We start from the raw sequence: 23,382 nt of genomic DNA, 5'->3' as shown, positions 1-23,382 counted from the left end.
GATTCCCAGGTCCGGCATTCTTCATAACGTTGTGCTCATCAAGTTCGCACCAGCAAGGAGAACCGACATGAGCGACATCAACGAACTCGTCCAGCGCTACCTCACCGCCTGGAACACCACTGACGCCTCGGCCCGCGCGGCCCTGGTCGCCGAGTTGTTCACCGACGACGCCGAATACACCGACCCGCTGTGCTCGGTCCGCGGGCACGCCGGACTCGACGCCACCATCGCCGCGGTCCAGGCTCAGTTCGCCGGACTGGAGTTCAGCCTCGGTGCTCCGGTCGACGCGAACCACCACATCGCCCGCTTCACCTGGCACCTCGGCACCCCGGGCGCGGAGCCCCTGGTCGTCGGCTTCGATGTCGCCGCCCTCGCCGAGGACGGGCGCATCGAACGCGTCTACGGCTTCCTCGACAAGGTTCCCGCCGGGGCTTGATCGTTGCGCCGCACGCAGTTCGGCGGCGCGACGGTCGGCGATGCCTGCGCAAGGGCGACGAGGTCGAATCCATCACCGACGCTCGGGCTTCGGAGCTGCTGGCGGACCGCCGGGCACGCGGGCTGCCGGAACTCCAGCGAGGCCGGGTGGCCGCTCGATGCGGGCGGCCACCCGGTCGACGTTGATCAGCGGTAGGAACCGGCGCTCAGGTCGGCTGTTGCGCTGGGGCCCTGGGGGTTCCAGCCGAGGTCGGCGCGGGCGGCGTGACCGGTGACGGATTGGCTGAGGGCCAAGGCTTCGGCGAAGGGAGCGCCGAGGGCGGCTTCGGCTTCGGCGAGGGGCCAGATCACCGGATCGCCGGAGACACCGGCGGCCTGGGCCGCAGCGGTGGCGAGGTCGAGCACCGAGACGGCGGGCTCGGTGACGGCGTGCCAGATGGTGCCCGCCGAAGCCGATTCGACGACCTTCACGAAGAGGTCGGCCAGGTCGTCCACATGGACGGTGGGCCATACGACAGCGGAGTCGGCGACGACGACCGGAGCATTGTGCTTGCGAGCGAGATCGACCAGGAGAGCGGGGATTCCGCCATTGCGGCCGTGCACGATGCCGGGGCGGATGACCGCGGCGCGGACGCCCGCATCGGCGAGGGCGAGAACCTGGCGTTCGATGACCGGGCGGTAGCCGACGATGGGAATGGCGTTGGTGGCCGCGGATTCGTCGGCGCCATCGGTCGCGCCGAGAACCCAGACGCCGCTGGTGTAGACGAAGGGCTTGTCGGTGCCGCGCAGCGGGTCGGTGAGGGCGGCGATGGCGGCGGCGTCCACGTCCGCGTTTCCACTGGGGGTGGCGAGATTGACCACGGCGTCGATATCGGGGGTGACGGCGGCGGTGAGGGATGCCGGATCGGCGAGATCGCCGGTGCGCGTCTCGAATCCGGCCCCGGCGTCCTTACCCGGCCGTGCCAGTGCCACCACCTCGTGACCCAGTTCGGTAAAGCGCTCGGCGACTGCGGAACCCAGGTAGCCGCCGGCCCCGATGATCAGTACTCGCATGAATCTTCTCCTCCATCTCGGCCACGCCGGCCGTCTTCACGACAGCCTCGTCGGCCGCACTGGTATTCCGCTGTCAGTGGGTACGTTCTCGATTACCAGCGAACAGCACGTCAATTACCGGCGAACAGCACGCGATTCGCGTACGCGGTGTCGAAATATTCCCGGGCTTCCGCGATTCGGCCGTCGGCGACGCGGAAGGCGATGACTACATCGTTGACATACTCCGCGCCCGTCACGGTGGTCGCGCGGGTGGTCCACTCTGCCACGGCGCGGTCCCCATCGGCGATCACGCCACGCACCTGCTGGCTCATGGGTTTGGTGGTGTCGAAGCGCGCCAGCATGGCGGGCAGGAAGCCGTGGAAGATCTGATCCGGTCCGACCCAGGTGCCCGAGGTCGGCAGGTCCCCGGCCAGCGTCCAGGTGGCATCGGGCGCGAAGAACTCGCTGCGCCGCTCGACCGCCTCGCCGCCCGCAGGGCGCGAATGTAGTTCTCGATCACCGTCCGGGTCTCGTCTGTGCTGCTCATGCCATTCAGTTCACTGGAAATCCCGAGCCCGACCAAGGGGCAGCTCACACACTCAGCGATAAAGGACGCTTATCGATGCAGAGTGCCGGACCGCCGATACGTGAAAGCGCCCGTGGCGTTCGGCCACGGGCGCTTTCACGCTCGGAGAGTCAGTCCTTGACCAGTGCGACGCCGGAGGCGTCCAGGGCCTCGGGCGAATCCTCGACCGGCTCCGGCGATTCGGCGCGGTTGGGCAGCAGCACCGCCATCACGATGACGATCAGCGCCAGCGCCGCGGAGACCGCGAAGGCCAGCCGCATGCCGGACAGGTGGGCGTCGAGCGGGTTGGCGCCACCATCGGTCAGATGGGTGGCCCGCGACGTCATGACCGTCACCACCAGCGCGGTACCGAAGGCGGCGGCCACCTGCTGCAGCGTGCCCAGCATGGAACTGCCGTGCGAGTACAGGTGCATCGGCAGCGCGCCCAGGCCCAGCGTGAACACCGGCGTGAAGGCGGCGGCCAGCGACACCATCAGCAGGATGTGCAGCGCCACCAGCGCGGGATACGGCATGGTCAGCGAGAGCTGCGTGAAGCCGACGAGGGCGGCCGTGATGCCGATCGCGCCCGGAACCACCAGGACGCGGCCGCCGAACCGGTCGAACAGCCGGCCCACGGTCGGACCGAGCAGACCCATGGCCAGACCACCGGGCATGACCAGCAGACCGGTCTGCAGCGGGCTCAGGCCGCGCAGGTTCTGCAGGTACAGCGGCAGCAGGATCATCGAGCCCATCATGGCCAGGAAGGCCACGGCCATCAGGACCAGTGCCTTGGCGTAGGTGCCGGACAACAGGATTCGCAGATCCATCAGCGGGCTGCCGTTGCGCTGCAGGTACACCTGCCGGAAGACGAAGATGGCGACCAGGGCCACACCGCCGGCGACGATCAGCGCCGGAGTGAGCGCGCTGCCCGCGCCGAACTTGCTCAGGCCGTACACCAGCCCGCCGAAGCCGAGGGCCGCGAACGCCACGCTGAACCAGTCGATCGAACCCGTTTGCGGCTCACCGACGTTCTCCAGTTTGCGCAGCCCGAACCAGGTCACCACCCCGGCGATGGGCAGCACCAGCGCGAACAGCCAGCGCCACGAGCCGATCTGGAGCACCAGGCCGGAGATGACCGGGCCCATGGCCGGGGCGACCGAGATGGCCAGGGTGACATTGCCCATCACGCGGCCGCGGTCGTGCTCGGGGACGACCGTCATCAGGGTGGTCATGAGCAGCGGCATCATGACCGCGGTGCCGCCGGCCTGGACGACCCGGCCGATCAGCAGCACCGCGAACGACGGCGCGATCGCGGCCACCGCGGTACCGAGGAGGAAGACACCCATCGCGAGGGAGTACGCGCGCCGGGTGGTGACACGCTGCAGGAACCAGCCGGTCACCGGAATGACCGCCGCCATGGTGAGCATGAACGCCGTGGACACCCACTGCGCGGACCGCTCGGTCACGTGAAGATCCGTCATGAGCCGCGGAATCGCATTGATCATGATGGTCTCGTTCAAGATCACCGTGAAGGTCGCGAGCACCAGCAACCGGATGACCGTTGGCGTCCGCTGCTTGGTCGAGCTAGCGGATAGATCGGGCATCGGAAAACCTCCGGGGGTGTTCGTATTCGAGGGGGTGACGCGGAATCGGCGACAGTGCCGTCCGGGGGGCCATATCCATGCAGACGGGGACAGATCACTCAACTCATCGGTCTCCGGTCAGTATTCCGGCGGGGTCCGACAGAATTCATCCGATTATCGGGTGAACCGCAGCCCCATAGCATGCTGAAAGTGTGCTGCTACCAGCACTTATCGAACTCGGCAAAATTGCCGAGTGAGGCAGGTCACGTTTGGGGGGACGGGAGCTCGGATCGGTCCCGGATCCGGAACCCGCCATGATGGAGGAGGATGCCCCGTCGCGATGGTGCGCTCGCGGGGCGGGAGGGTGTGAGAACGACCGTGGCCGAACACATTCCGCAGCTGCGTGGACGCGAGCGCGAACAGCAGGCGCTCGACACCCTGATCGAGGGTGCGCGCGAGGGGCGCAGCGCGGCGCTGGTGCTGCGCGGTGAACCCGGGATCGGCAAGACGGCGCTGCTCGGATACGCCGCCGCGCGGGCGGACGCCGTACGGGTGCTGCGGGGCACCGGCGTCGAGGTCGAGGCCGAATTGCCGTTCGCCGGACTGCAATTGCTGCTGCGCCCCGCCCTGAACCGGCTGCCCGGCCTGCCGGAACCACAGCGGGCGGCGCTGGCGGGCGCACTCGGCCTCGGTCCCGGCGGGCGCGAGCCCATGCTCACCGGTCTGGCGGTGTTGTCGCTGCTCACCGATTATGCCGACGGCGCCGGGCTGTTGGTCGTGGTCGACGACGCGCAGTGGCTGGACCGGGCCTCGCAGGACGCGCTGCTGTTCGCGGCCCGGCGGCTACAGGCCGAGGGTGTGGCCATGCTGTTCGGCGTCCGCGAGGGCGAGGGATCGTTCGAGGCCGCCGGGCTGCCGGAGCGGCGATTGACCGGTCTGTCCCACGAGGCGGCGGCCGCCCTGCTGGATGAGCATGCGCTCACCCCGGCCGTGCGCTACCGGCTGCTGGCCGAGGCGCGCGGCAATCCGCTGGCCCTGCGCGAGCTGCCGCTGGCGATGGCCGCCGAATCGACGCCGGACCTCGCCGCGGGCGCGCTGCCCCTGACCGATCGGCTGCGGCTGGCCTTCCACGGCCGGATCAGTCGGCTGCCGGAGCGGACCCAGACCCTGCTGACCGTGCTGGCCACCGATGAATCCACGGAGCCCGCCGTCGTGCTGCGTGCGGCGGCGAGCCTGGGAGCGGGCATCGATGATCTCGCGCCCGCCGAGGCTGCCGGATTGTTGCAGCGCGGGACCGGCGCTGACCTGTCGATCACGTTCCGCCACCCGCTGATTCGCGCGGCGGTGTACCAACGTGCCCCGCTGGGACAGCGATTGGCGGTGCACCGGGCCCTGGCCGAGGCGCTGGACGCGCCCGAGCAGGCGGATCGGCGGGCCTGGCATCGCGCGGCGGCGGCCCTCGGTCCCGATGCCGAGGTGGCGGATGCCTTGGAGCGCAGTGCTGTTCGCGCGCGCGAACGCGGCGGCCACAAGGCGGCGGCCGCCGCCTACGATCGGGCGGCCCGGCTCAGTGATCGGCCGGAGGATCGGACGCGACGTCAGACGCTGGCCGCCCAGGCGGCGCTGGAGTCGGGTGATCTGGAGCGGGCGGCCGAGCTGGCCCGGCGCACGGCTCGCGAGGTGAGCTCGGAATCGTTGCGCGCCAGTCTTTCCCAGGTGCGGGCGCTGGCCCTCTTCTGGCAGGGCAGGTTTCCGGATGCGCACCGGCTGCTGATCGACGCGGCGACGAGCATCGCGGCCACCGGACCCGCACAGGCGGCGGACATGCTGGTGCAGGCCATGCACACCGGGTGGTATCTCGGCGAGGCCGATTTGCGGGAGGTCCTCGAACACCTTGCGTACCTGCGATTGCCGGATGCGCTGCCGGTGACCCCGGTGGTGCAGTTCCTCGGCCGGCTGTTCGAGCGTGGCCCGGGCCGGCCTTTGGCATTGACGGACATTCTCGGCGAAATCCGTTCCCGGGGAGAGGTTTCCGACCAGGTCCTGTCGATCCTCTGCGGCATCGCGCTCGCGCGCGGCCAGGACGGGCCCGCCTTCGACCTGGCCATGTCCCTGGAGGGCAAGCATCGCGCCGCCGGCGCCGCCGGGCGACTGCCGACCGTCCTCTTCTTCGCCGGCGAGGCCGATATCTTCACCGGCCGCCTGCGCGATGCGCGCACGGCGACGGTCGAGGCCCGCGACCTCGCCCGCGACACCGGTCAGCAGCAGTGGGTGCGTCAACTCAGCAGTGTGCTGGCGCATCTGGACGCACTGCGCGGCGATGAGGACGAGTGCCGGGCGCAGGCCGAGCTCGGCCTAGCCGGGGATACGCCGGGAGCGATCGCGCCGGGCGCACCGTGGGCGCACTGGTCGCTGGGACTGCTCGACCTCGGGGCCGGGCGAGCGGAATCGGCACTGTCGCGCTTCGAGCGATTGATGAAATCGCCGTTCGATCATCATATTTGCGCCACCCGGGCGGTGCCGGATCTGATCGAGGCCGCCGTGCGGATCGGAGCCCCGGAGCGCGCCGCGGCGCCTTTCGCGAACTTCGCCGGCTGGGCGGAGTCGGTGGGACAGGGCTGGGCCGATGCCCTGGTGCTGCGCTGCCGCGCGCTGCTGGACGACAAGAATGCCGAAGACCTGTACGCGAAGGCGCTCGAGCTGCACGACCGCGAGGCCCGCCCCATCGAATTCGCCCGTACCGCTCTGCTTTACGGCGAATGGCTGCGCCGCGCCCGCCGCAAGGCCGAGGCGCGCACCCGATTGCACGAGGCCCTCGAGGTCTTCGAACGGCTGGAGCTGAACCCGTGGGCCAGGCGCGCCCGCCACGAGCTCACCGCGGCCGGCGCACCGGATTCCGATCCGGGTCCGTCGCGCAGCACCGCGACCGGCCTGACCCCGCAGGAATTGCAGATCGTCCGCCTCGCCGCGCAGGGCCTGTCCAACCGCGACATCGCCGCGCAGCTGTTCCTGAGCCACCGCACCGTCGGCTACCACCTCTACAAAGCGTACCCGAAGCTCGGCGTCACCTCGCGGGGCGAGCTGAAGGATATTGCCGCACAACTTCATTGATCATCGCGCCTGCCGGGTCATGCCTTGATGAACTCGAGCAGGTCGTTGTCGAGCTGCTCGGCATGGGTGACATAGAGCCCGTGCCCGGCGGCCTGGTACTCGCGGTAGGTGGCACCGGGCAGCAGCTCGGCGGTGCGGCGGCCGGTGATGTCGATCGGCGCCGAGAAGTCGGCGTCGCCGTGCACGATCAGCGCCGGAACGGTGATGCCGCGCACCGCTTCCCGGCTGTCGGCGTGGAAGACCGCCTCCTGGATCTTCAGCGTCGCCCACGGTGCGGTCGACAGGCACTGCCGGTAGGTGAGGTCCGACTGCTCGGGCGACACCTCGGTGCCGAACTGCTCGGCGAAGTACAGCTGCGACTGCCGGGCCAGCCACCTGGGCCGGTCGGTGCGGATACGGCGCAGCATGTCCTCGAGCACCGCCACCGGAGCCCCGCCCGGGTTGTCGTCGGTGAGCTTCAGGAACGGCAGCATCGAGCTGACGAAAGCCACTCGCGCCACCCGGGATTCGCCGTGCCGGGCCAGGTACCGGGCGATCTCCACACCGCCGGTGGAATGCCCGACCAGGGTGGCCTCGGTCAGGTCCAGGTGGTCGAGCAGGGCCGCCAGGTCGTCGACGGTGGTGTCGAGGTCGTAGCCGCCGCGCGGCCGGTCGGAGCGACCGTGGCCACGGCGGTCCAGGGCGATGCAGCGGTAGCCGAGGTCCGCGAAGAAGGGAATCTGGTACTCCCACATATCGGAAGCGAGCATGGCCCCGGCGACGAACACGATGGCCGGTCCGGTGCCGTAGTCCTCGTAGGCGAGCGTGGTGCCGTCGGTGGGGGTGGTGAAGAACATGGGAATCCCTTTGGCTCGGATCGCTGGTTCGAACTTGATGAACACCACGGTATGAAGATCCGCGTGACCGGGAATCTGTCGTACTTAAGTACTCGCGACCGGTATCCCGGCACGGGTCGACGGATGCGTTCGTCCACCCATTCCCACCATCGGCCGGAGCATCGGCATACGATTGGCAAACCAGTCGGAAAAGGCCCGGTCAGCCGGATTCGACCGGGATACAGTCAGGAGTCACCGATGACCAAATTCCTGGTGATCTACAAGTCGGATCAGTCCGCTCGCGAGCGGATGGCCCAGACCACCCCCGAAGCCCAGGCGGCGGGCATGAAGGCCTGGATGGACTGGGCGGGTCGGGCGGGGTCGGCGATCGTCGATCTCGGGTCGCCGCTGGGACCCGGATCCCTCAATGCCGACGGCGGGATCGGCGGCTTCTCCATCCTGCAGGCCGACTCCAGCGAAGCCCTTCAGGAGGTGCTGAAGGGCCATCCGCACACCGAATGGGGCGGCACCATCGACATCTACGAATTCCTGGCCATGCCGGGCATGTGACGACGGGAGTTAGTGCACGCCCTCCATGTGGCGGCTGATCCAGGGCGCGACGGCCCAGACGATCGCGCCGACAACCATGGCCACCAGGCCGGTGATGCCGAAGTACACCAGTTCGTGGGACGGGTCGTAGAACTTGGACAGCACGCCCGACATCGAGGTGCCGATGCCGACCGAGAAGAAGTACAGGGCCATCATCTGAGCGCGAAAAGCGTTGGGGGCCAGCTTCGTCGTGACCGAGAGACCGATCGGCGAGAGCATGAGCTCCGAGACCGCGAACGCGCCCAGGATGAAGAACACGATCACGAACGACACCGACTTGCCGTGGCCGCCCGCGAACAGGGTGAACAGCAGGAAGGCCGCGCCCATCCCGATCACGCCCAGCGAGAACTTGCGCGGGGTGCTCGGGGAGCGCATGCCCAGGCGGGTCCACATGATCGCGAACAGCGGCGACAGCGCGATGATCCACACCGGCTCCATGGAACCGATCCAGCTCGACGGCGCGGTCCAGCCGAAGATGGACCAGTTCATGCGCTCGTCGGAGTACACCGCCAGCACGGTGAAGATCTGCTGGAACAGCGACCAGAACACCGCGTTCGCGATGAACAGCGGCATGTAGGCGCGCACCCGCGTGCGCTCGATCGGGGTCACCTTCTCACTGGTGAGCATGATGGCGAAGTAGGCGATCGAGGCCACGACGATCACGACGGTGGTGGCGTCGGGCAGATTGGACAGGGTCACCAGCTTGGTGGCCCAGGCGAAGGCGACCACCACGAGGATCGCGGCGAAGGCCGTGACAACCTTGGGAATGGCGGTGCGCGGCAACGGGTTCGGCACGTCGCGGCCGTGCTCGCCCAGGTTCTTGCGGAAGATGACGTACTGGGTGAGGCCGATTGCCATACCGATGGCGGCCGCGCCGAAGCCGTAGTGGAAGCCGATGTGATCCTGCAGCAGGCCGGTGATCAGCGGACCGGCGAAGGCGCCCAGGTTGATACCCAGATAGAACAGGGTGAAGCCGCCGTCCGCGCGCGGATCGTCCTTCTCGTAGAGGGTGCCCAGCAGCGAGGAGGCATTCGCCTTCAGGCCACCCGATCCCAGCGCGACCAGCACCAGACCGACGCCGACACCGGTCAGGCCGGGCAGGATGGCCAGCGCGATGTGGCCGGCCATGACGACGACGCCGCCGTAGAAGACGGTGCGCTCCGAGCCGAGCAGCCGGTCCGCGATCCACGCGCCGAGCACGGTCGACAGATAGACCAGACCGCCGTAGGCGCCGACGATGCCGGTGGCGGTGGACTTGGCCATGCCGAGACCGCCGTCGGTGGCCGTGTAGTACAGGTAGTAGCCGAGAATCGTGAGCATTCCGTAGAACGAGAACCGTTCCCACAATTCGACGCCGAACAGATTCGCGATACCGATGGGGTGGCCGAACAGGGTCCGTTCAGTGGCCGGTTTCGCGTCGTGAGCTACTCCTGACATACCGGCGACCCTCCCATAAAAGGCAATCCGACAGCAACCTCAGATGTTAACCTGCGTCACAATCGCCAAGGGAATGTTCATGGTGCGCGGAGCCGAGGGGCAAATGCCCTGCAGCCGCTTGATAAGTGATCTGATCAGGCAATGGACAGTGCGATGCCATCCAGGATGTCGTGTTCGCTGACAATCAGCTCGCGGATCCCGGCACGCCGCGCCAGCTCATCGGCAAGCACTTCGGCTATTACCGCGCCACCACCGATCACATCCACCCGGCCCGGATGCATGGGCCCGAGCGCGGCCCGCTCGTCGTGGTTCATGCCGATCAGCCGATCGCACACCTTGCGCAGGTCGGCCAGCGGCAGGCGGGTGAGATGCACACGCTCCGAATCGTATTCGGGCAGATCGAGCGACACCGCGGCGATCGTGGTCATGGTCCCGGCCACGCCCACCCAGGTGTGCGCCCGCTCCACCGGCACCACGCCGAACGCCTGCGCCAGCCGCTCCGAGGCGAAGAAGCGCGCCGAGGCGACCTCCTCGCGGGTGGGCGGGTTGCCGTGCAGGCAGCGCTCGGTGATGCGCACGCAACCGATATCGGCCGAGTACGCCGCGTGCACGCCGGACGCGTCGCCCAGCACCACCTCGGTCGACCCGCCGCCGAGATCCACCACCACGAAAGGCCCTGCGGCGCTGGACAGTTCGCCGACGGCGCCCGCGAAGGACAGCCGCGCCTCCTCGTCGCCGCTGATGACCTCGGCCTGGGCCCCCGGCACCACGCGGCCCAGCTCGACGCCGGTCATGGTGAAGAAGTCCTCGCGATTGGCGGCATCGCGCGTGGCGGAGGTGGCCACCATCCGCACCCGCGTCACACCGTGCTTCAGCATGAGGTCGACATAGTCGCCCAGCGCCACCCGGGTGCGTTCGATCGCTTCGGGATTCAGCGCACCCGTGGCGTCCACGCCCTGGCCCAGTCGCACGATCCGCATCTCCCGATGCACGTCGGTCAGATGCGGCTTACCGTCGGCGTCGCGCGCGACATCGGCGATCAAGAGCCGGATCGAGTTGGTTCCACAGTCGACGCCCGCGATCCGCTCGTGTGCTTCCGCACCGGGGGCCGCACTCCGCGCGAACTCTGCGTTGCTCATCCCTGACCTCTGAATTCGACTGGTTCTGAACACATCTCGCCGAGCGGGCCACCCGGCCCGCGCGGCGGCGCGGCCGACTCCACGCCCTCGGCAGCCTACCCATCCCGCTGCCCGGTGCGGTCGATCGAACCTCACGAGAGCGGCTGAGCTCGCGCCCTGCTCCGCATCGGTGCGCGCCCGCCGGACCGGTGCAAGCCAGTTGTTCATCCGGGCGCGGCCGGCTCATTCGCCGGCGGTCTCCGAATCGGTGCGGTACTCCTCGTATTTCGGCCAGTCGGCCGGAATGGCGGTGCCGCGCAGGCCGTGGTCGGCCGCCAGGGCGACGGCCTCGTCACCGAGCGGGTTGAGGCCCGGGCCCTTGGCCAGGGAGTGGGCGATGAGGACGTGCAGGCATTTGACCCGGTCGGGCATGCCGCCGCCCGCGAAGTCGGTGCCGAGGTCCTCGATGGCATTGCGCTCGGACAGGTAGCTGTCGTACGCGGCGCGGTAGGCGGCGGCGAGTTCCGGGTCGCGGGTGAGGCGTTCGGACATGTCGCGCATCAGCCCGGTGGTCTCCAGACGGCTCGCCTCGGCGGTCAGGCGCGGGTCCGTCAGGTAGTACAGGGTCGGGAAGGGGGTGCCGTCCGGGAGCTTGGGCGCGGTCTTGACCACCGCGGGCAGGCCGTCCGGAGTGCGGTAGGCGATGGCGAGCACGCCGCGCGGAGCCCGGCCCAATTGCTCGGCGACGATCGCGAGATCGCGCTCGCCGGGGACGTTCTCGGCTGCGGTCACCTGGGTTGTCCTTCCTCGGTGGGGGCGGGCGGCGGGGGCGCCGGTGCGGGTGGCGGGGTGGGAGCCGGGGCGGCGACGGGCTGCGGCGAGGAAACGCTGTGCCACAGCTGCGTGTACCAGGGGTCGGGCTCCCGGGGTTTGGCGGGCTGGGTCGGGATGGCCGGCTGCTCGATCTCGGGGATCTGCACGATGTAGGGCGTGTCCCCCGGCATCACCAGGCGCAGGCGGTCCCGGGCCTCGGCCTTGATGTAGTTCGGATCCTGTTGCTGCGCACGGCGATCGCGCAGGCTCACGACCTCCTCCTCCAGCTGGCGATGCTGAGCGGCCAGCTCGGCGGCGTCCGAGCGCTGCGTGAAGTAGGTGCGCAGCGGCACCGCCAGGGTGAGCGCGAGCCCCGCCAGCACGGCGGCCAGCAGCACAGCGCGACCGGTGGACAGGCCGAGGATCTTGCGTTCGTGCCGTTCGGATTTCGTGGCCGCCCTGGGGGCGGTGCGACGCTTGGGAGCCGGCTTCCCGGAGGTCGCGCGGCTACTGCTCGAGCTCGAAGATTTCGCGGCGGCACCGGATTTCGGGACGGCGGCGGATTCGTTCCGCTTCCCGGCCGAGCCGCTCTTGGCGCGAGCGGAGCGCGACGGGCGCCGGTCACTTCGTCCTGCCGGACTAGTTCCGCGCGCCCGTCGCTCCGTCATCTCACACCTCGAAATTCAGTAGTAGTCCCAACTCTCGGGGTCCGGGTCGGGGCTCGAGCTACCGATTATTCAGCCTTCGAACGCGAATCGCGGGAAGGCGGCGTCACCGGCGTAGCGCGCCGAGTCGCCCAGGGCGTCCTCGATACGCAGCAGCTGGTTGTACTTGGCGACACGCTCCGAGCGGGCCGGGGCGCCGGTCTTGATCTGGCCGGAGCCGACCGCCACCGCCAGGTCGGCGATGGTGGTGTCCTCGGTCTCGCCGGACCGGTGGCTCATCATGGTCTTGTAGCCGTTGCGGTGGGCCAGCTCGACCGCGTCCAGGGTCTCGGTCAGGGTGCCGATCTGGTTGACCTTCACCAGGAGTGCGTTGGCCGCGCCCTTGGCGATGCCCTCCTCCAGGCGGTCCGGGTTGGTGACGAACAGGTCGTCGCCGACGAGCTGCACCTTGTCGCCGATCTGGTCGGTCAGGGAGACCCAGCCGTCCCAGTCGTCCTCGGACAGCGGGTCCTCGATCGAGACGATCGGGTAGTTGCCGAGCAGGCCGGCGTAGAACTGGGCCATCTCGGCGGCGGTGTGCAGCTTGCCCTCGAACTTGTAACCCTCACCGGTGGTGTAGAACTCGGTGGCGGCCACGTCGAGCGCGAGCGCGATCTCGCTGCCCAGCTTGAAACCGGCCTTCTCGATCGCCGAGGCGATCAGGTCCAGGGCGGCACGGGTATTCGCGACCGACGGCGCGAAACCGCCCTCGTCGCCCAGACCGGTGGACAGGCCCTGGGACTTGAGCACCGACTTCAGCGTGTGGTAGACCTCCGCGCCCCAGCGCAGCGACTCCTTGAAGGTGGCCGCGCCGATCGGGGCGATCATGAACTCCTGGACGTCGACGCCGGAGTCGGCGTGCGCGCCACCGTTGAGGATGTTCATCATCGGCACCGGCAGGACGTGGGCGTTCGGGCCGCCGACGTAGCGGAACAGCTCCAGGCCCGAGGACTCGGCGGCCGCGCGGGCCACCGCGAGCGAAACACCCAGCAGGGCGTTGGCGCCCAGGCGCGACTTGTCCGGGGTGCCGTCCAGATCCAGCAGGGTCTGGTCGACGGTGCGCTGCTCGACGGCGTCGAGACCGATCACGGCCGGGGCGATCTCGTCGAGGACGCCCTCGACGGCCTTCTGCACGCCCTTGCCCTGGTAGCGGTCGCCACCGTCACGCAGCTCGACGGCCTCGTGCTCACCGGTGGACGCGCCGGAGGGCACGGCCGCGCGGGTGAGGGTGCCGTCGTCGAGAGCGATCTCGACCTCGACAGTGGGGTTGCCACGCGAATCCAGGATCTCGCGAGCTCCGACCTGTTCGATGATGGCCACGAAACGACACTCCTTCGGCTGCTGACTCGGCAGGTCGCACGGCGAACCCGTGCGCTGACGAGCCTACTGTGCCGGGATCGCGCCGCCGCATCCCCCCGTCGGCGCGCCCGCAAGATATACACACTCCCCGACTACTACGACCACACACCAGGTTCGCGGCGCGTCTCGTTCTGGACTGCGCTCCGCGTCCCCGCGCTTGTAGCGGGGGAGCGAAGCGGAGGAGGAAAGAACGAGACTCCAGCGCCGCGAACCTGCCCGGAGCGGAGCGGAGGGCAAATCAGACACTGCGGCCCACGCTGTAGGCGGCGGCGCGGTAGCGGACGGTGTTCATATAACTGGTGGATTGGTTGTAGGTGAGCAGCGCCTGCTGCCAGCCGGGTGCGCCGGTGAGGTCGCCGCCCATGGCGCAGAGGTAGCGCGCGGCGGTGAGGGCCGCATCGTCGATATTGTCCGGATCGATCTTGCCGTCGCCGTTGGCGTCCACACCCCAGCGCTGCCAGGTCTCCGGAATGAACTGGAACGGACCCATCGCCCGGACGTACACCGGATTCGCCTCGGTGGAGCTCACGTCCAGAATCCGCGCGCGCCCGGGCGAACCATCCAGTGGCAGCCCGCGAATGGGCGGCGACACCGTCCCGTCATCGGCGATGCGCGAACCGCCGTGCGTGCCGTGCCGGCTCTCCACGCTCGCGATGCCCGCCAGCGTGGTCCAGCCGATCCCGCACTCCGGCTTGGACCGTGCCATCACCGCGGCCGCGTATCCGTAGGCCTCCAGGGCCAGCACCGGAATGCCGGTCGGCCCGTGCTGTTCCTCCGCCCAGTCCCGCAGCTGAATCGCGGTGCGCCCCGGCGCATCCAGGTCGATCGGCGGCAGCGGTGCGCCCGCGCCCGGTGGCATGTCGTTCGGGACGGGCGTGAGATTGCTTGTCCCGCAACCGGTCAGCAATACCAGCGCGGCGGCCGTGCCCAGCAGGCCGGCGCGGGTCAGCGGGGCCCGGAGGCCGGCCATTCGGATACGCACCCCATTCATCATCCAGATGGATCGGCGTGGAGGCGAACACCGTGAACACGGTTCACCCGGGTCGCCGGTAACGATCGTGTTCGACCGGCCTCCGCGCGGGAATCCCATATCCATCCGCTATTTCTACGACACGCCCTTAGGTAAGGCTTGCCAAAATTCCGCGGGGGTAATACCGTCTTTCGCCGAGCCAAGATCACCATGCCACCGCCCAGCCAGGAAGGCCCTCCCGTTGGTGAAAAGCGTTCTCCCCGAACGTAGTCAGCTCCACCCAGCCCAGCTCAAGCGACGCGACCTGTCCGAATCCGCAGCCCGGGCAGTGCGCCACGTGGCCGCTGAGATCGCCGTCACAGTCGGGCGCTGCCCGGAGATCGCGACCACCCTCTCGCACCCGGTCCTGCTGCGCCACATCGACGCAAAGTACGGACGGCTGCCCGACGCCGTGCACGAGGCCATGCGACCGCCCGCCACCGCGGCGGGCGTGGCGGTCATCAGCCGGCTTCCCGTCGATGACGAGGAATTCGGCCCGACGCCGTACAACTGGCAGGAGGCGACCGAACTGGCCGGAACCCGGACACCACGGTCCGGCTCCTTCCAGCTCGATATCGCCATGCTGCTGCTCGCGCGGTGCGCCGGTGAACCCTTCGGCTGGGAGGGCCAGCAGGCGGGGCGGCTGGTGAACAACATCGTGCCCACGCCCGGCCACGAACACGAGCAGTCGGGCGCCAGCAGCACCGCGCTGCTCAGCCCGCACACCGAGGACGCCTTCCACCCGGACCGGGCCAACCTGCTCATGCTCGGCTGCCTGCGCAATCCCGATCGGATCGCGACCACCGTGTCCTCGATCCGGAACGCGGAACTCGATGCGGCGCAGCGGAAGATCCTGAGCACGGCGCGACTGCCGATCCTGCCGGACGTCTCCTATGGCAGCGGCTTCGGCGCCGCCCCGGCGCCGCCGATCGCCACCCTCGGCGACGACGCGGGCAGGACCACACTGCGTTTCGACCCGGCGTACACCCCGCTCGACCGCGCCGATGACGAATTCCGCAGCGCCTACCGGCATTTGAGCGGCGAACTCGAAAGAGTCTGCTTCACCGCGGCTTTGGCGCCCGGAGAACTGCTCCTGGTGGACAATGACGTGGTGGTGCACGGGCGGGTGCCGTTCACCCCCCGCTACGACGGCACCGACCGCTGGCTCAAGCGGGTCAATATTCGCCTGCCCCAACGCCGCCGCGACGCCGAGGCCGGGGAGGACGGCTACGGTCAGCGCGTGGTGGCACCGTTCCGCACGACTCGAGGACAGCACACGTGAACTGCCGCCCCACCCCGCTCCGCGTACTCAGCCGCAGCGACCTGGCCGATGTCCCGATCTCCCCGGCCGAGGTGGTGCGGGCCGTCGAAGACGCGTATCTCGCACTGGCGGGCGGCGATTCGGACAACCCCCGCAAACTCAGCGTCGCCCATCCCGACGGATGGTCGGTGGCCTACGCGATGCTGGGACGCGACGGGCGGCGCCGGGTGGTGGCCATGAAGACCAGCTACAAATTCGACCCGCACCACGACAGGTCGAACAAGCGGTATTTCACGACGATCTCGCTGTACGACGACGCCACCGGGAACCCGATCGCGCTGATGGACTGTGCCCGCGTCGGCGCCCTGCGCACACCCGCGGTCTCGGCACTGCTGGTGCGCGAATGCGCCCGGCCGGGAGCACGCAGCGTCCTGCTGATCGGCACCGGCACCCAGGGCCGCAATGCGCTGCCTCACCTACTAGCGGCGAATCCGCAGCTGAACCGACTCATGCTCTACGGCACCCACCCGGAAGGATTGGAAGCGGTGAATCAGCAACTGCTGCACCATCATCCGCACGCCGAACTCGACATCGTGAGCGACCCGTACGCGGCGGCGCGCGAAGCGGACATCATTCTCGCCACCGCCGGGCCCGGCACTCAGGTGGCGATCGAGGCCAAGGATCTGGCGCCCGGGGCGACCGTGGTACTGGTCGGCTATGGCCTGGCGCCCTCCACCCTCGTCGAGGCCGATCGTGTAATCGCCACCAGCGCAGAACAAATGGCTTTGACCGGAACCGATATGGCGGGTCCCGACGGTCGACTACGCAGGGTCGATGCCGAGCTACCCCAGATTCTCGACCGTCGGGCGGCGGGCCGGACAACCGACGACGAACGAGTTTTCGTTTACAACAGCGGACTGGTGCTCACCGATATCGCCGTCGCGCACGCGCTGGCCAACCGCGCCATCGCCGAGGGGCGGGGCACCGAAGTATCGCTCTGGGACTGAATCGCCGACTTGATCCGATGGATTCACGGCAGAAATTCGCCCGTAAAGGTTATTTCGGACATTGATCAGGCCGATAACCGATTGAGTCTAACGTTTCGCACAAACTCTTATGCAGGTTGGCTATCGACGCCACCAGCCGGGGACCGGGGTCGGGGGTCCACTGCGGGGATGGCCGATGGCCACCCACCGCACCCGAAAGGAAAAATGTCCGCCTCCGTAGAGACCGTCGTCGTTCCCTCCGGCATAGCCGGCATCACGGCCGCGCCGATGCCGGCCCACCGCCCCGACTGGGAGGAGCAGCTACTCGCCGACACGAAGCTGCTGCGGGAGTTGGCCGAAACCATCGGTGGACCATTCCACGTCATGTATCCGGACCGGATCGTTGCGAATATTCAAGCCTTCCAACGGGTCTTCGCCTGCACCGATGTCGCGGGTGCGATCTACTACGGGAAGAAGGCCAACAAGGCAGCGTGTGTCGTCCGCGCCTGCGCCGAAGCCGGTTCCGGTATCGATGTCGCCAGCGTCGGCGAACTGAAGGCGGCCATGACCGGAGGCATCCAGGGATGCGACCTGATGGTGACCGGCCCCGCGAAATCGAACCAGCTGCTGGAGCTGGCCACCCGGGCCGGGGCGCTGATCGCCGTCGACGATCTCGATGAGCTCGCACGCCTGTGCGCAATCGACATTATGAGCCGGGTTCTCCTGCGGGTCCTGCCACTAGGTTCGGACAGCCGCCTCGGAATGACGTCCGACGAAGTAGACCTCGCGCTGACCTTCGTCGACACGAGTTCGATTCGACTGGAAGGCTTCAGCTTTCACCTCAGCGGCTATGAAGTGGCACCGCGCGCCGAGCTGGCCCTGGCGCTGATCGAGCGTTGCCGCGAAGCCCGCGGCCTCGGCCATCCCATCACCACCATCTCCATCGGCGGCGGGTTCGGCGTCGATTATGTCCCAGCGCGGGCGTGGGAAGCCTTCCTCGGCGGCGTCAATCCGCGGTGGTTCCACCGCGACCGTGCCCCGGACTCCTATTATCCCTACCACTGCCCGGTCCCCGGCCCGGCGATGCTGGCGGCCATTCTGGAGCATCAGGATCTGGCAAAGCTTTTGCGCCAATACGGAATTGGATTGGCGATCGAACCGGGACGCGCCCTGCTCGACAGCGCAGGTAGCACCGTATTCGGAATTCAGGGCGTGAAAGTCAGGACCGCACACGAAGTCCCGTACCTCATCGTCACCGCGAACGGCACCAGCCTCAGCCTCTCCGAACAATGGTTCGACAGTGAATATCTGCCTGATCCCGTCCTGTGGCCGCGAAGTGCGGGAAACCCCACCCCGACCTGCGTCGGCGGATCCTCCTGCCTCGAAGAAGACATGCTGAGCTGGCGTCGTATTCCGCTTCCCCGCCCGGCGACCACGGACGATCTGCTCATCTACCCGAATACGGCCGGTTATCAGATGGACAGCAATGAGTCGTCATTCCACGACTTGCCCATACCGCCGAAGATAGTGTTGCGAAGCTCGCCGGATGGACGACAATTCGATTGGACCTTCGACACCGACGGTTTCCCGATCTGAACAGTTTCGCGCTCACCGCCCGCTACACGCTCCATCGACTTTCCCGAGGAGAAGTACTCGATGCCGGTTATTGTCAGGCGAGTGTCCGAGCTCATCGGACGGACACCGCTATTCGAGCTGGCCGTCAGCCCCGAAACCGGGACACGGCTGCTGCTGAAGCTCGAAACCATGAACCCGACGGGCACCGCCAAAATTCGGATGGCCCGGGCCATGGTGCTCGACGCGGAACAGCGCGGGCTGCTGCGCCCGGGCGGCCATATCATCGAATCGACCTCCGGCAATACGGGTTTGGGATTGGCCGTGGTGGCGCGCGAACGCGGATATCGGTTCACGGCCGTGGTCGACCACCACGCGTGCCCGGCGAAGTTGAATGCCATGCGCGCGATGGGAACCGAGCTCGAATTCGTCTCCGACGAGGGCGACGACGGCCTCTCGACCTCGGCGCGGGAAGAACGCGCGGCGCAGATGGCGCAGGAGGCGGGGCCCGGCGCCTACTTTCCCGCTCAGCACGACAACCTCGCCAATGGCGTCGGGTACCACGCACTGGCCGAGGAACTGCTCGAGGATCTCGAGCGGATCGACATTCTGGTCGGCGCTGTGGGCACCGGGGGTTCGCTGTTCGGTACGGCTCGCGGGCTGCGCGACCACGGATGCGCGCCACGGTTGGTCGGCGTGGAGCCCGAGGGGTCGATCGCCTTCGGCGGTCCGGCCCACGACTATTGGCAGTCGGGCACCGGAACGCCGCTCGGCGCCACCCCCGGCATCCATGTGGACCAGGATCTCCACCTGATCGAGGAACGCGATCGGGTGAAGGTCTCCGACGTCGACGCGTTCGCCACCGCCCGGGCACTGGCCGCCACCGCGGGGTTGCTGATCGGCGGTTCCTCCGGAAGTTCGGTGTACGCGGCCCTGACCCGGCTCGAGCAGTACCCGGACTTCTCCACCGTGGTCGTCATCATCAATGATGACGGGGAGAAGTACCTGGACACCGTTTTCGACGCCACCTGGATGAGCGACCGAGACCTGATCGATCTGGAACGCGAGACCGAGGTCGTGGACCTGCTGAAGACCTACACACCGCCCAGCCGGCCGGACCCCGGCGAACTCACCGTGCGTCGTCACCTCCATCGTGCGTTGCCGGACAATTTCGCCGCCGAGAAGGGACTCACCGGCGCGAACCTGGAGGACTACGCCGACGCGAAGGTGCCGCAGGCCAACCTGATTCACCTGCTGCGCCAGGTCGACATGCCGCCGCACGAAATCGGCGAGCTGCTGGCGAGCGGCAATGACAACGATGTCCACCTGGCCCTCGAGAAGCACCGGCAGCGGCTGGTCGACCAGCGCGCGATGGTCGACCAGCTGCTCGCGACCATGCGGGGCTCGGCATCCGGGCGGCCGGCCACCCACACCATTCTGGTCCCCGATCCGGCGCCCACCGACGCGGACGGGGCTGCCACGAAATGATCGGGGCGCTCCGGCAATCCGATGGGCGGGCGCTGACTTCGCTTGCCACGCCCATCGCTCTGACCCAGCTGGCTCAGGTTGCGGTGTCCACCACGAATATTGCGTTGATGGGGACGCTCGGGGTGCGGGAGGTGGCCGCGGGTGGGTTGGCGCTGGTGTTGTTCAACCAGATTCGGACCATGTGTGTGGGGTTGATTACCGGGACGGGTAATCAGGTGGCGACGGTGGTGAGCCGGGCCGAGAAGCAGGGGCGGGGAGCCGAGGCGGAGGTTCGGGAGGTGGTGCGGTCGAGCTTCCTGATCGCGACCGTCGCCGGATTGCTCGGCGGCGCACTGCTCATCGGGCTCGGGTGGGCGCTGCGGTGGCTGGGCCAGGATGCACAGGTACTCGCGGAGGCGCGGCCGATGATGGTCGCGCTGGCGCCGGGGCTGGTGCCGTGCCTGTGGTTCCAGGTGTTGCGGCAGTACACCGTCGGGATGCAGCGGCCGCAGGCCCTGCTGCTGGTGACGCTGGGGTCGGTGGTGCTGAATCTGGTGCTGGCGCTGACGTTCATGCACGGCTGGGCCGGGCTGCCCCCGCTGGGGCTGACCGGGGTCGGCGTGGCGACCTCGCTGGTTTTCCTGATCACCTTCGGGGTGTTCTGGGCGATGGTGCGGCGGGATCCGAAACTCGGTGCGACACTGCCGGTTCGGATATGGCCGGTGCATGCGGCGACGGTGTGGGAGGAGTTGCGGCTGGGGACGCCGATCGCGCTGACCTACGGGTCGGAGGCGGGCATGTTCTCGGTGCTGGCGCTGGTGATGGGGAATCTGGGGGCGGCGGCGCTGGCGGCGCACAATGTCGTCTATCAGATCGTGTACATCGTGTTCCAGGTGGCCATCGGGCTCTCGCACGGGGCGTCGATCCTGGTGAGCAAGGCGGTGGCGCGGGACGAGTTCGCGCACGCGCGGTCGGTGGCGTGGCTGGCGCTGCGGTGCGTGGCAGTGGTCGCCGGGGTCACGGGGGTCGCGTATGTGCTGGCGCCGGACTGGGTGCTGCGGCCGTTCCTGGCCGACAGTGATTCGGCCACGGTGGCACTGGCGCACACGCTACTGCTGATCGCCATCGTGCTGCAGTTCTTCGACGCCGCCCAGAACATCGGGGTCGGGCTGCTGCGCGGGCTCAAGGACACCAAGGCCGGGTTCCGGCTCTCCCTCGTCGGGTACTGGGGTGTGGGATTGCCCACGGCGCTGCTGCTCGCGTTCCCCGCGCACCTGGGTGCGGCGGGCGTGTGGTGGGGGCTGACCGCCGGTCTGGCCACCACCGCTGCCCTGATGCTGCGCCGGTTCTTCACCCTGCTGCATGCACAGGAGCAGGCGAATCCGCGAGTGCTGGCCGGTAGCCTCGGGCATTAGCCCGACATCCAAATCTCACCTTCCCGCAAGCATCTCGTCACTGGGCGCGGGCAACCTGAAGGAAACGGGCTTCGCTATTCTGGCGACGAATTCGGCAAGCGCAGTCGACAGGGTCGGCAAGCCTAGGGCGCACACCACCAATGCCGGGGAGGATGTCCGTGCACATCTCGCGAGTCGCCGAGTATCCGAGGGCAGACCATGTCCTGTTCCATTTCAGCGACACCCATCTGATCGCCGCCGACACCGAGCTCTACGGTGCGGTCGACGCCGAGGCGCGGCTGACCACGCTGCTCGGGCAGGCCGAGGCCAGCCGCATCGCGCCGACCGCCATCGTCTTCACCGGCGACCTCGCCGACCAGGGCGAGCCCGGCGCATACCGCAAGCTGCGGGATCTGGTGGAGCCGTGGGCCGAACGGATCGGCGCACCCGTGGTGTGGGTCGCCGGCAATCACGACGACCGGGCGACGCTGCGTGAGGAACTCCTCGACGTAGTGCCTTCGAACGACGCGGCTTCCGGCGCACCGTTCGACGCGGTCCACATGTTCGACGGGTTGCGCGTCATCGCCCTCGACACCACTGTCCCCGGCCACCACTGGGGCGAGATCACCGACGACCAATTGGCCTGGCTGCGTGAGGTTCTCGCCGAACCCGCCCCCTTCGGCACCGTCCTCGCCATGCACCACCCGCCCATCCCCTGCGTCCAGGACCTGGCCGTCCTGGTCGAACTACGGGACCAGCGCCGCCTCGCCGACGTCCTGGACGGCACCGACGTCCGCGCCATTCTGGCTGGGCACCTGCATCTTTCGAGCACTGCCACCTTCGCCGGCATCCCGGTCTCGGTAGCTTCGGCCACCTGCTACAGCCAGGACATGGCCGCCGCCGAGGGCGGCCAACGCGGACGCGACGGCGCCCAAGCCTTCAACTACGTCCACATCTACCCCGACACCATCGTCCACTCGGTGGTCCCCATCGGCCACGGCCCCACCGTCGGCAACCCCGCCGACCCCGAACAAGCAGCGACCAGGCTCGCCGACGCCGGCATCGTCATCCCACCGGCGGCCCGCATCCCACACGTCCTCCGCCGCCGGACCGAGGCCCCCGAATCCGACGACGAAACAGTCCTCTGATCGTTCAGGGAGACTTCGGTGCCGCCTGTCGCCGGAATCGCTTCGGCCGCTGACCATCCGCGGCCGCTGGGCTCAACCTCACGCGGTGGATCCGCGCCGACTCGCGATCTGATAGACGTTGCCGAACGGGTCGCGCACCATGGCTCGGCGGTCACCATACGGCGTGTCGAGCGGTGCCTCCACGGTGACTGCACCCGCGGTCAGCGCCCGCTGATATGTGGCGGCGACGTCATCGACATAGACGTACAGAAAGGCTGGAAACACCTCGCGTTCGCCAGATGCCGACACCATGACCAGCGAGTCGCCGATACGGACTTCGGTCGGTCGATTCGACTCGACGTCGCCGACCGCTTCGAATACCGTCCGCAGGAACTCGACCGCGGCAAGTTGGTCATCGACCACCATGCGTGGTGTCACTGAATGAAACCCTGGCGGAAGAGCAGAAGCCTTGGCCATACAAAGAGTCTCGCATGCGACCGTGAGCCAGGGCGCAAGGTCGGCAGAACACTTTCCCGGACGGAGGAGCCGACCGAACGATCCCTGCGGAGTACCTGATCCCGGCCATCAAGCAACTGCCGGACCTCCTACACTGGTACACCGGCGTCTCGCCGGATGGCTCGACGGTGCAGATCAGCGTCTGGGATTCCGAGGAACATCCGAAGCAGATGGATGAGCTGAAGGAAATGGCCGTCGTCGCATGCGGCGAGATGGAGGCGATCGGCGGCAAGTTCGAACGCCCGATCATCAACTACCCGATGAGCTGGACCATCTGATCCGACACGGGGCAACCCGGATTCACTACGCCGCCCGTCCCGGCGGGGTCCGGCCGAGACATTCTCGGCCAGGCCGGGTCTCGTCGTGGCGCGGGCACCAGCGACCATATCTGGCTGTTCGAGGCTGAGCCTCCGGCTTCGGGTCGACCTCTCTGATCACACTGCCACCGAACCGCTTTGGCTTCGGACCA

20 protein-coding genes and 2 pseudogenes are annotated in these 23,382 nt (G+C 68.2%); 11 read left to right on the top strand and 11 right to left on the bottom strand.

Annotated features, from left to right (window positions below; all coding sequences use genetic code 11):
• The first annotated feature begins 67 nt into the window (after window positions 1-67).
• Together ACWEKS_RS20215 and ACWEKS_RS20210 are read left to right on the top strand one after the other, a co-directional pair.
• Window positions 68-436, top strand: coding sequence for a nuclear transport factor 2 family protein (locus ACWEKS_RS20215; protein WP_364625112.1), 369 nt, complete (start codon window positions 68-70; stop codon window positions 434-436).
• A gap of 44 nt (window positions 437-480) precedes the next feature.
• A pseudogene (locus ACWEKS_RS20210) lies at window positions 481-621 on the top strand (topoisomerase C-terminal repeat-containing protein); the annotation flags it as partial.
• Here the strand turns inward: ACWEKS_RS20210 and ACWEKS_RS20205 are convergent.
• From ACWEKS_RS20205 to ACWEKS_RS20195, 3 genes are all read right to left on the bottom strand, one after another.
• On the bottom strand, window positions 622-1,488 hold the full coding sequence (locus tag ACWEKS_RS20205) for an NAD-dependent epimerase/dehydratase family protein (RefSeq protein WP_452341499.1): 867 nt from the start codon (window positions 1,486-1,488) through the stop codon (window positions 622-624).
• Window positions 1,489-1,598: 110 nt separating this feature from the next.
• Window positions 1,599-1,889 (bottom strand): nuclear transport factor 2 family protein, encoded by a 291-nt coding sequence (locus ACWEKS_RS20200; RefSeq protein ID WP_452341544.1) that lies wholly within the window; start codon window positions 1,887-1,889, stop codon window positions 1,599-1,601.
• A 274-nt stretch (window positions 1,890-2,163) separates the two neighbouring features.
• Window positions 2,164-3,636, bottom strand: a complete 1,473-nt coding sequence (locus ACWEKS_RS20195) for an MDR family MFS transporter (protein WP_452341498.1) — start codon at window positions 3,634-3,636, stop codon at window positions 2,164-2,166.
• 345 nt (window positions 3,637-3,981) lie between these two features.
• On the opposite strand from ACWEKS_RS20195, the gene ACWEKS_RS20190 reads away from it, so the two are divergent.
• Window positions 3,982-6,726 carry a helix-turn-helix transcriptional regulator gene (locus ACWEKS_RS20190; protein ID WP_452341497.1) on the top strand — a complete coding sequence of 915 codons (2,745 nt, stop codon included), beginning with the start codon at window positions 3,982-3,984 and terminating at the stop codon, window positions 6,724-6,726.
• 17 nt (window positions 6,727-6,743) lie between these two features.
• Here the strand turns inward: ACWEKS_RS20190 and ACWEKS_RS20185 are convergent, their stop codons facing one another.
• Complete coding sequence (locus tag ACWEKS_RS20185) at window positions 6,744-7,610, bottom strand: alpha/beta fold hydrolase (protein WP_452341496.1); 867 nt, start codon at window positions 7,608-7,610, stop codon at window positions 6,744-6,746.
• Window positions 7,611-7,799: 189 nt separating this feature from the next.
• Between ACWEKS_RS20185 and ACWEKS_RS20180 the strand changes: the two genes are divergently transcribed.
• Window positions 7,800-8,111, top strand: a complete 312-nt coding sequence (locus ACWEKS_RS20180) for a YciI family protein (RefSeq protein ID WP_364625100.1) — start codon at window positions 7,800-7,802, stop codon at window positions 8,109-8,111.
• A 9-nt stretch (window positions 8,112-8,120) separates the two neighbouring features.
• Here ACWEKS_RS20180 and ACWEKS_RS20175 read toward each other — a convergent pair whose 3' ends face one another.
• From ACWEKS_RS20175 to ACWEKS_RS20150, 6 genes are all read right to left on the bottom strand, one after another.
• Window positions 8,121-9,587: a peptide MFS transporter gene (locus tag ACWEKS_RS20175; protein ID WP_452341495.1), complete on the bottom strand. Its 1,467-nt coding sequence runs from the start codon at window positions 9,585-9,587 to the stop codon at window positions 8,121-8,123.
• A gap of 134 nt (window positions 9,588-9,721) precedes the next feature.
• Window positions 9,722-10,726 (bottom strand): Ppx/GppA phosphatase family protein, encoded by a 1,005-nt coding sequence (locus ACWEKS_RS20170; protein WP_364625096.1) that lies wholly within the window; start codon window positions 10,724-10,726, stop codon window positions 9,722-9,724.
• Window positions 10,727-10,948: 222 nt separating this feature from the next.
• Window positions 10,949-11,497, bottom strand: a complete 549-nt coding sequence (locus ACWEKS_RS20165; RefSeq protein ID WP_452341494.1) for a DUF501 domain-containing protein — start codon at window positions 11,495-11,497, stop codon at window positions 10,949-10,951.
• Complete coding sequence (locus ACWEKS_RS20160) at window positions 11,494-12,186, bottom strand: FtsB family cell division protein (protein WP_452341493.1); 693 nt, start codon at window positions 12,184-12,186, stop codon at window positions 11,494-11,496. The genes ACWEKS_RS20165 and ACWEKS_RS20160 overlap by 4 nt, the downstream gene beginning before the upstream one ends.
• A gap of 69 nt (window positions 12,187-12,255) precedes the next feature.
• Window positions 12,256-13,542: a phosphopyruvate hydratase gene (eno, locus tag ACWEKS_RS20155; protein ID WP_354833209.1), complete on the bottom strand. Its 1,287-nt coding sequence runs from the start codon at window positions 13,540-13,542 to the stop codon at window positions 12,256-12,258.
• A 277-nt stretch (window positions 13,543-13,819) separates the two neighbouring features.
• Window positions 13,820-14,572 (bottom strand): lytic transglycosylase domain-containing protein, encoded by a 753-nt coding sequence (locus ACWEKS_RS20150; RefSeq protein ID WP_452341543.1) that lies wholly within the window; start codon window positions 14,570-14,572, stop codon window positions 13,820-13,822.
• Window positions 14,573-14,888: 316 nt separating this feature from the next.
• On the opposite strand from ACWEKS_RS20150, the gene ACWEKS_RS20145 reads away from it, so the two are divergent.
• The 6 genes and pseudogenes from ACWEKS_RS20145 (at window position 14,889) to ACWEKS_RS20120 (ending at window position 22,418) form a co-directional block, all read left to right on the top strand.
• Window positions 14,889-15,872 (top strand): TauD/TfdA family dioxygenase, encoded by a 984-nt coding sequence (locus ACWEKS_RS20145; RefSeq protein WP_452341492.1) that lies wholly within the window; start codon window positions 14,889-14,891, stop codon window positions 15,870-15,872.
• Window positions 15,869-16,858, top strand: coding sequence for an ornithine cyclodeaminase family protein (locus ACWEKS_RS20140; protein ID WP_364625087.1), 990 nt, complete (start codon window positions 15,869-15,871; stop codon window positions 16,856-16,858). The genes ACWEKS_RS20145 and ACWEKS_RS20140 overlap by 4 nt, the downstream gene beginning before the upstream one ends.
• Window positions 16,859-17,062: 204 nt before the next feature.
• Window positions 17,063-18,433: a Y4yA family PLP-dependent enzyme gene (locus ACWEKS_RS20135; protein WP_452341491.1), complete on the top strand. Its 1,371-nt coding sequence runs from the start codon at window positions 17,063-17,065 to the stop codon at window positions 18,431-18,433.
• A gap of 60 nt (window positions 18,434-18,493) precedes the next feature.
• Window positions 18,494-19,543, top strand: a pseudogene (locus ACWEKS_RS20130) (cysteine synthase family protein); the annotation flags it as partial.
• Window positions 19,544-19,893: 350 nt separating this feature from the next.
• The gene (locus ACWEKS_RS20125) at window positions 19,894-21,291 is read left to right on the top strand and encodes an MATE family efflux transporter (RefSeq protein ID WP_452341490.1); all 1,398 of its coding nucleotides are present in this window, start codon (window positions 19,894-19,896) and stop codon (window positions 21,289-21,291) included.
• 158 nt (window positions 21,292-21,449) lie between these two features.
• Window positions 21,450-22,418 carry a phosphodiesterase gene (locus ACWEKS_RS20120; protein WP_452341489.1) on the top strand — a complete coding sequence of 323 codons (969 nt, stop codon included), beginning with the start codon at window positions 21,450-21,452 and terminating at the stop codon, window positions 22,416-22,418.
• 78 nt (window positions 22,419-22,496) lie between these two features.
• Here ACWEKS_RS20120 and ACWEKS_RS20115 read toward each other — a convergent pair whose 3' ends face one another.
• On the bottom strand, window positions 22,497-22,874 hold the full coding sequence (locus ACWEKS_RS20115) for a VOC family protein (RefSeq protein WP_452341488.1): 378 nt from the start codon (window positions 22,872-22,874) through the stop codon (window positions 22,497-22,499).
• 167 nt (window positions 22,875-23,041) lie between these two features.
• Between ACWEKS_RS20115 and ACWEKS_RS20110 the strand changes: the two genes are divergently transcribed.
• The gene (locus tag ACWEKS_RS20110) at window positions 23,042-23,191 is read left to right on the top strand and encodes a hypothetical protein (RefSeq protein ID WP_452341487.1); all 150 of its coding nucleotides are present in this window, start codon (window positions 23,042-23,044) and stop codon (window positions 23,189-23,191) included.
• The last annotated feature ends 191 nt before the right edge of the window (window positions 23,192-23,382 follow it).

It is taken from the genome of Nocardia sp. NPDC004711, from assembly GCF_053601595.1.
This window is presented reverse-complemented; position numbering and strand designations above follow the sequence as displayed.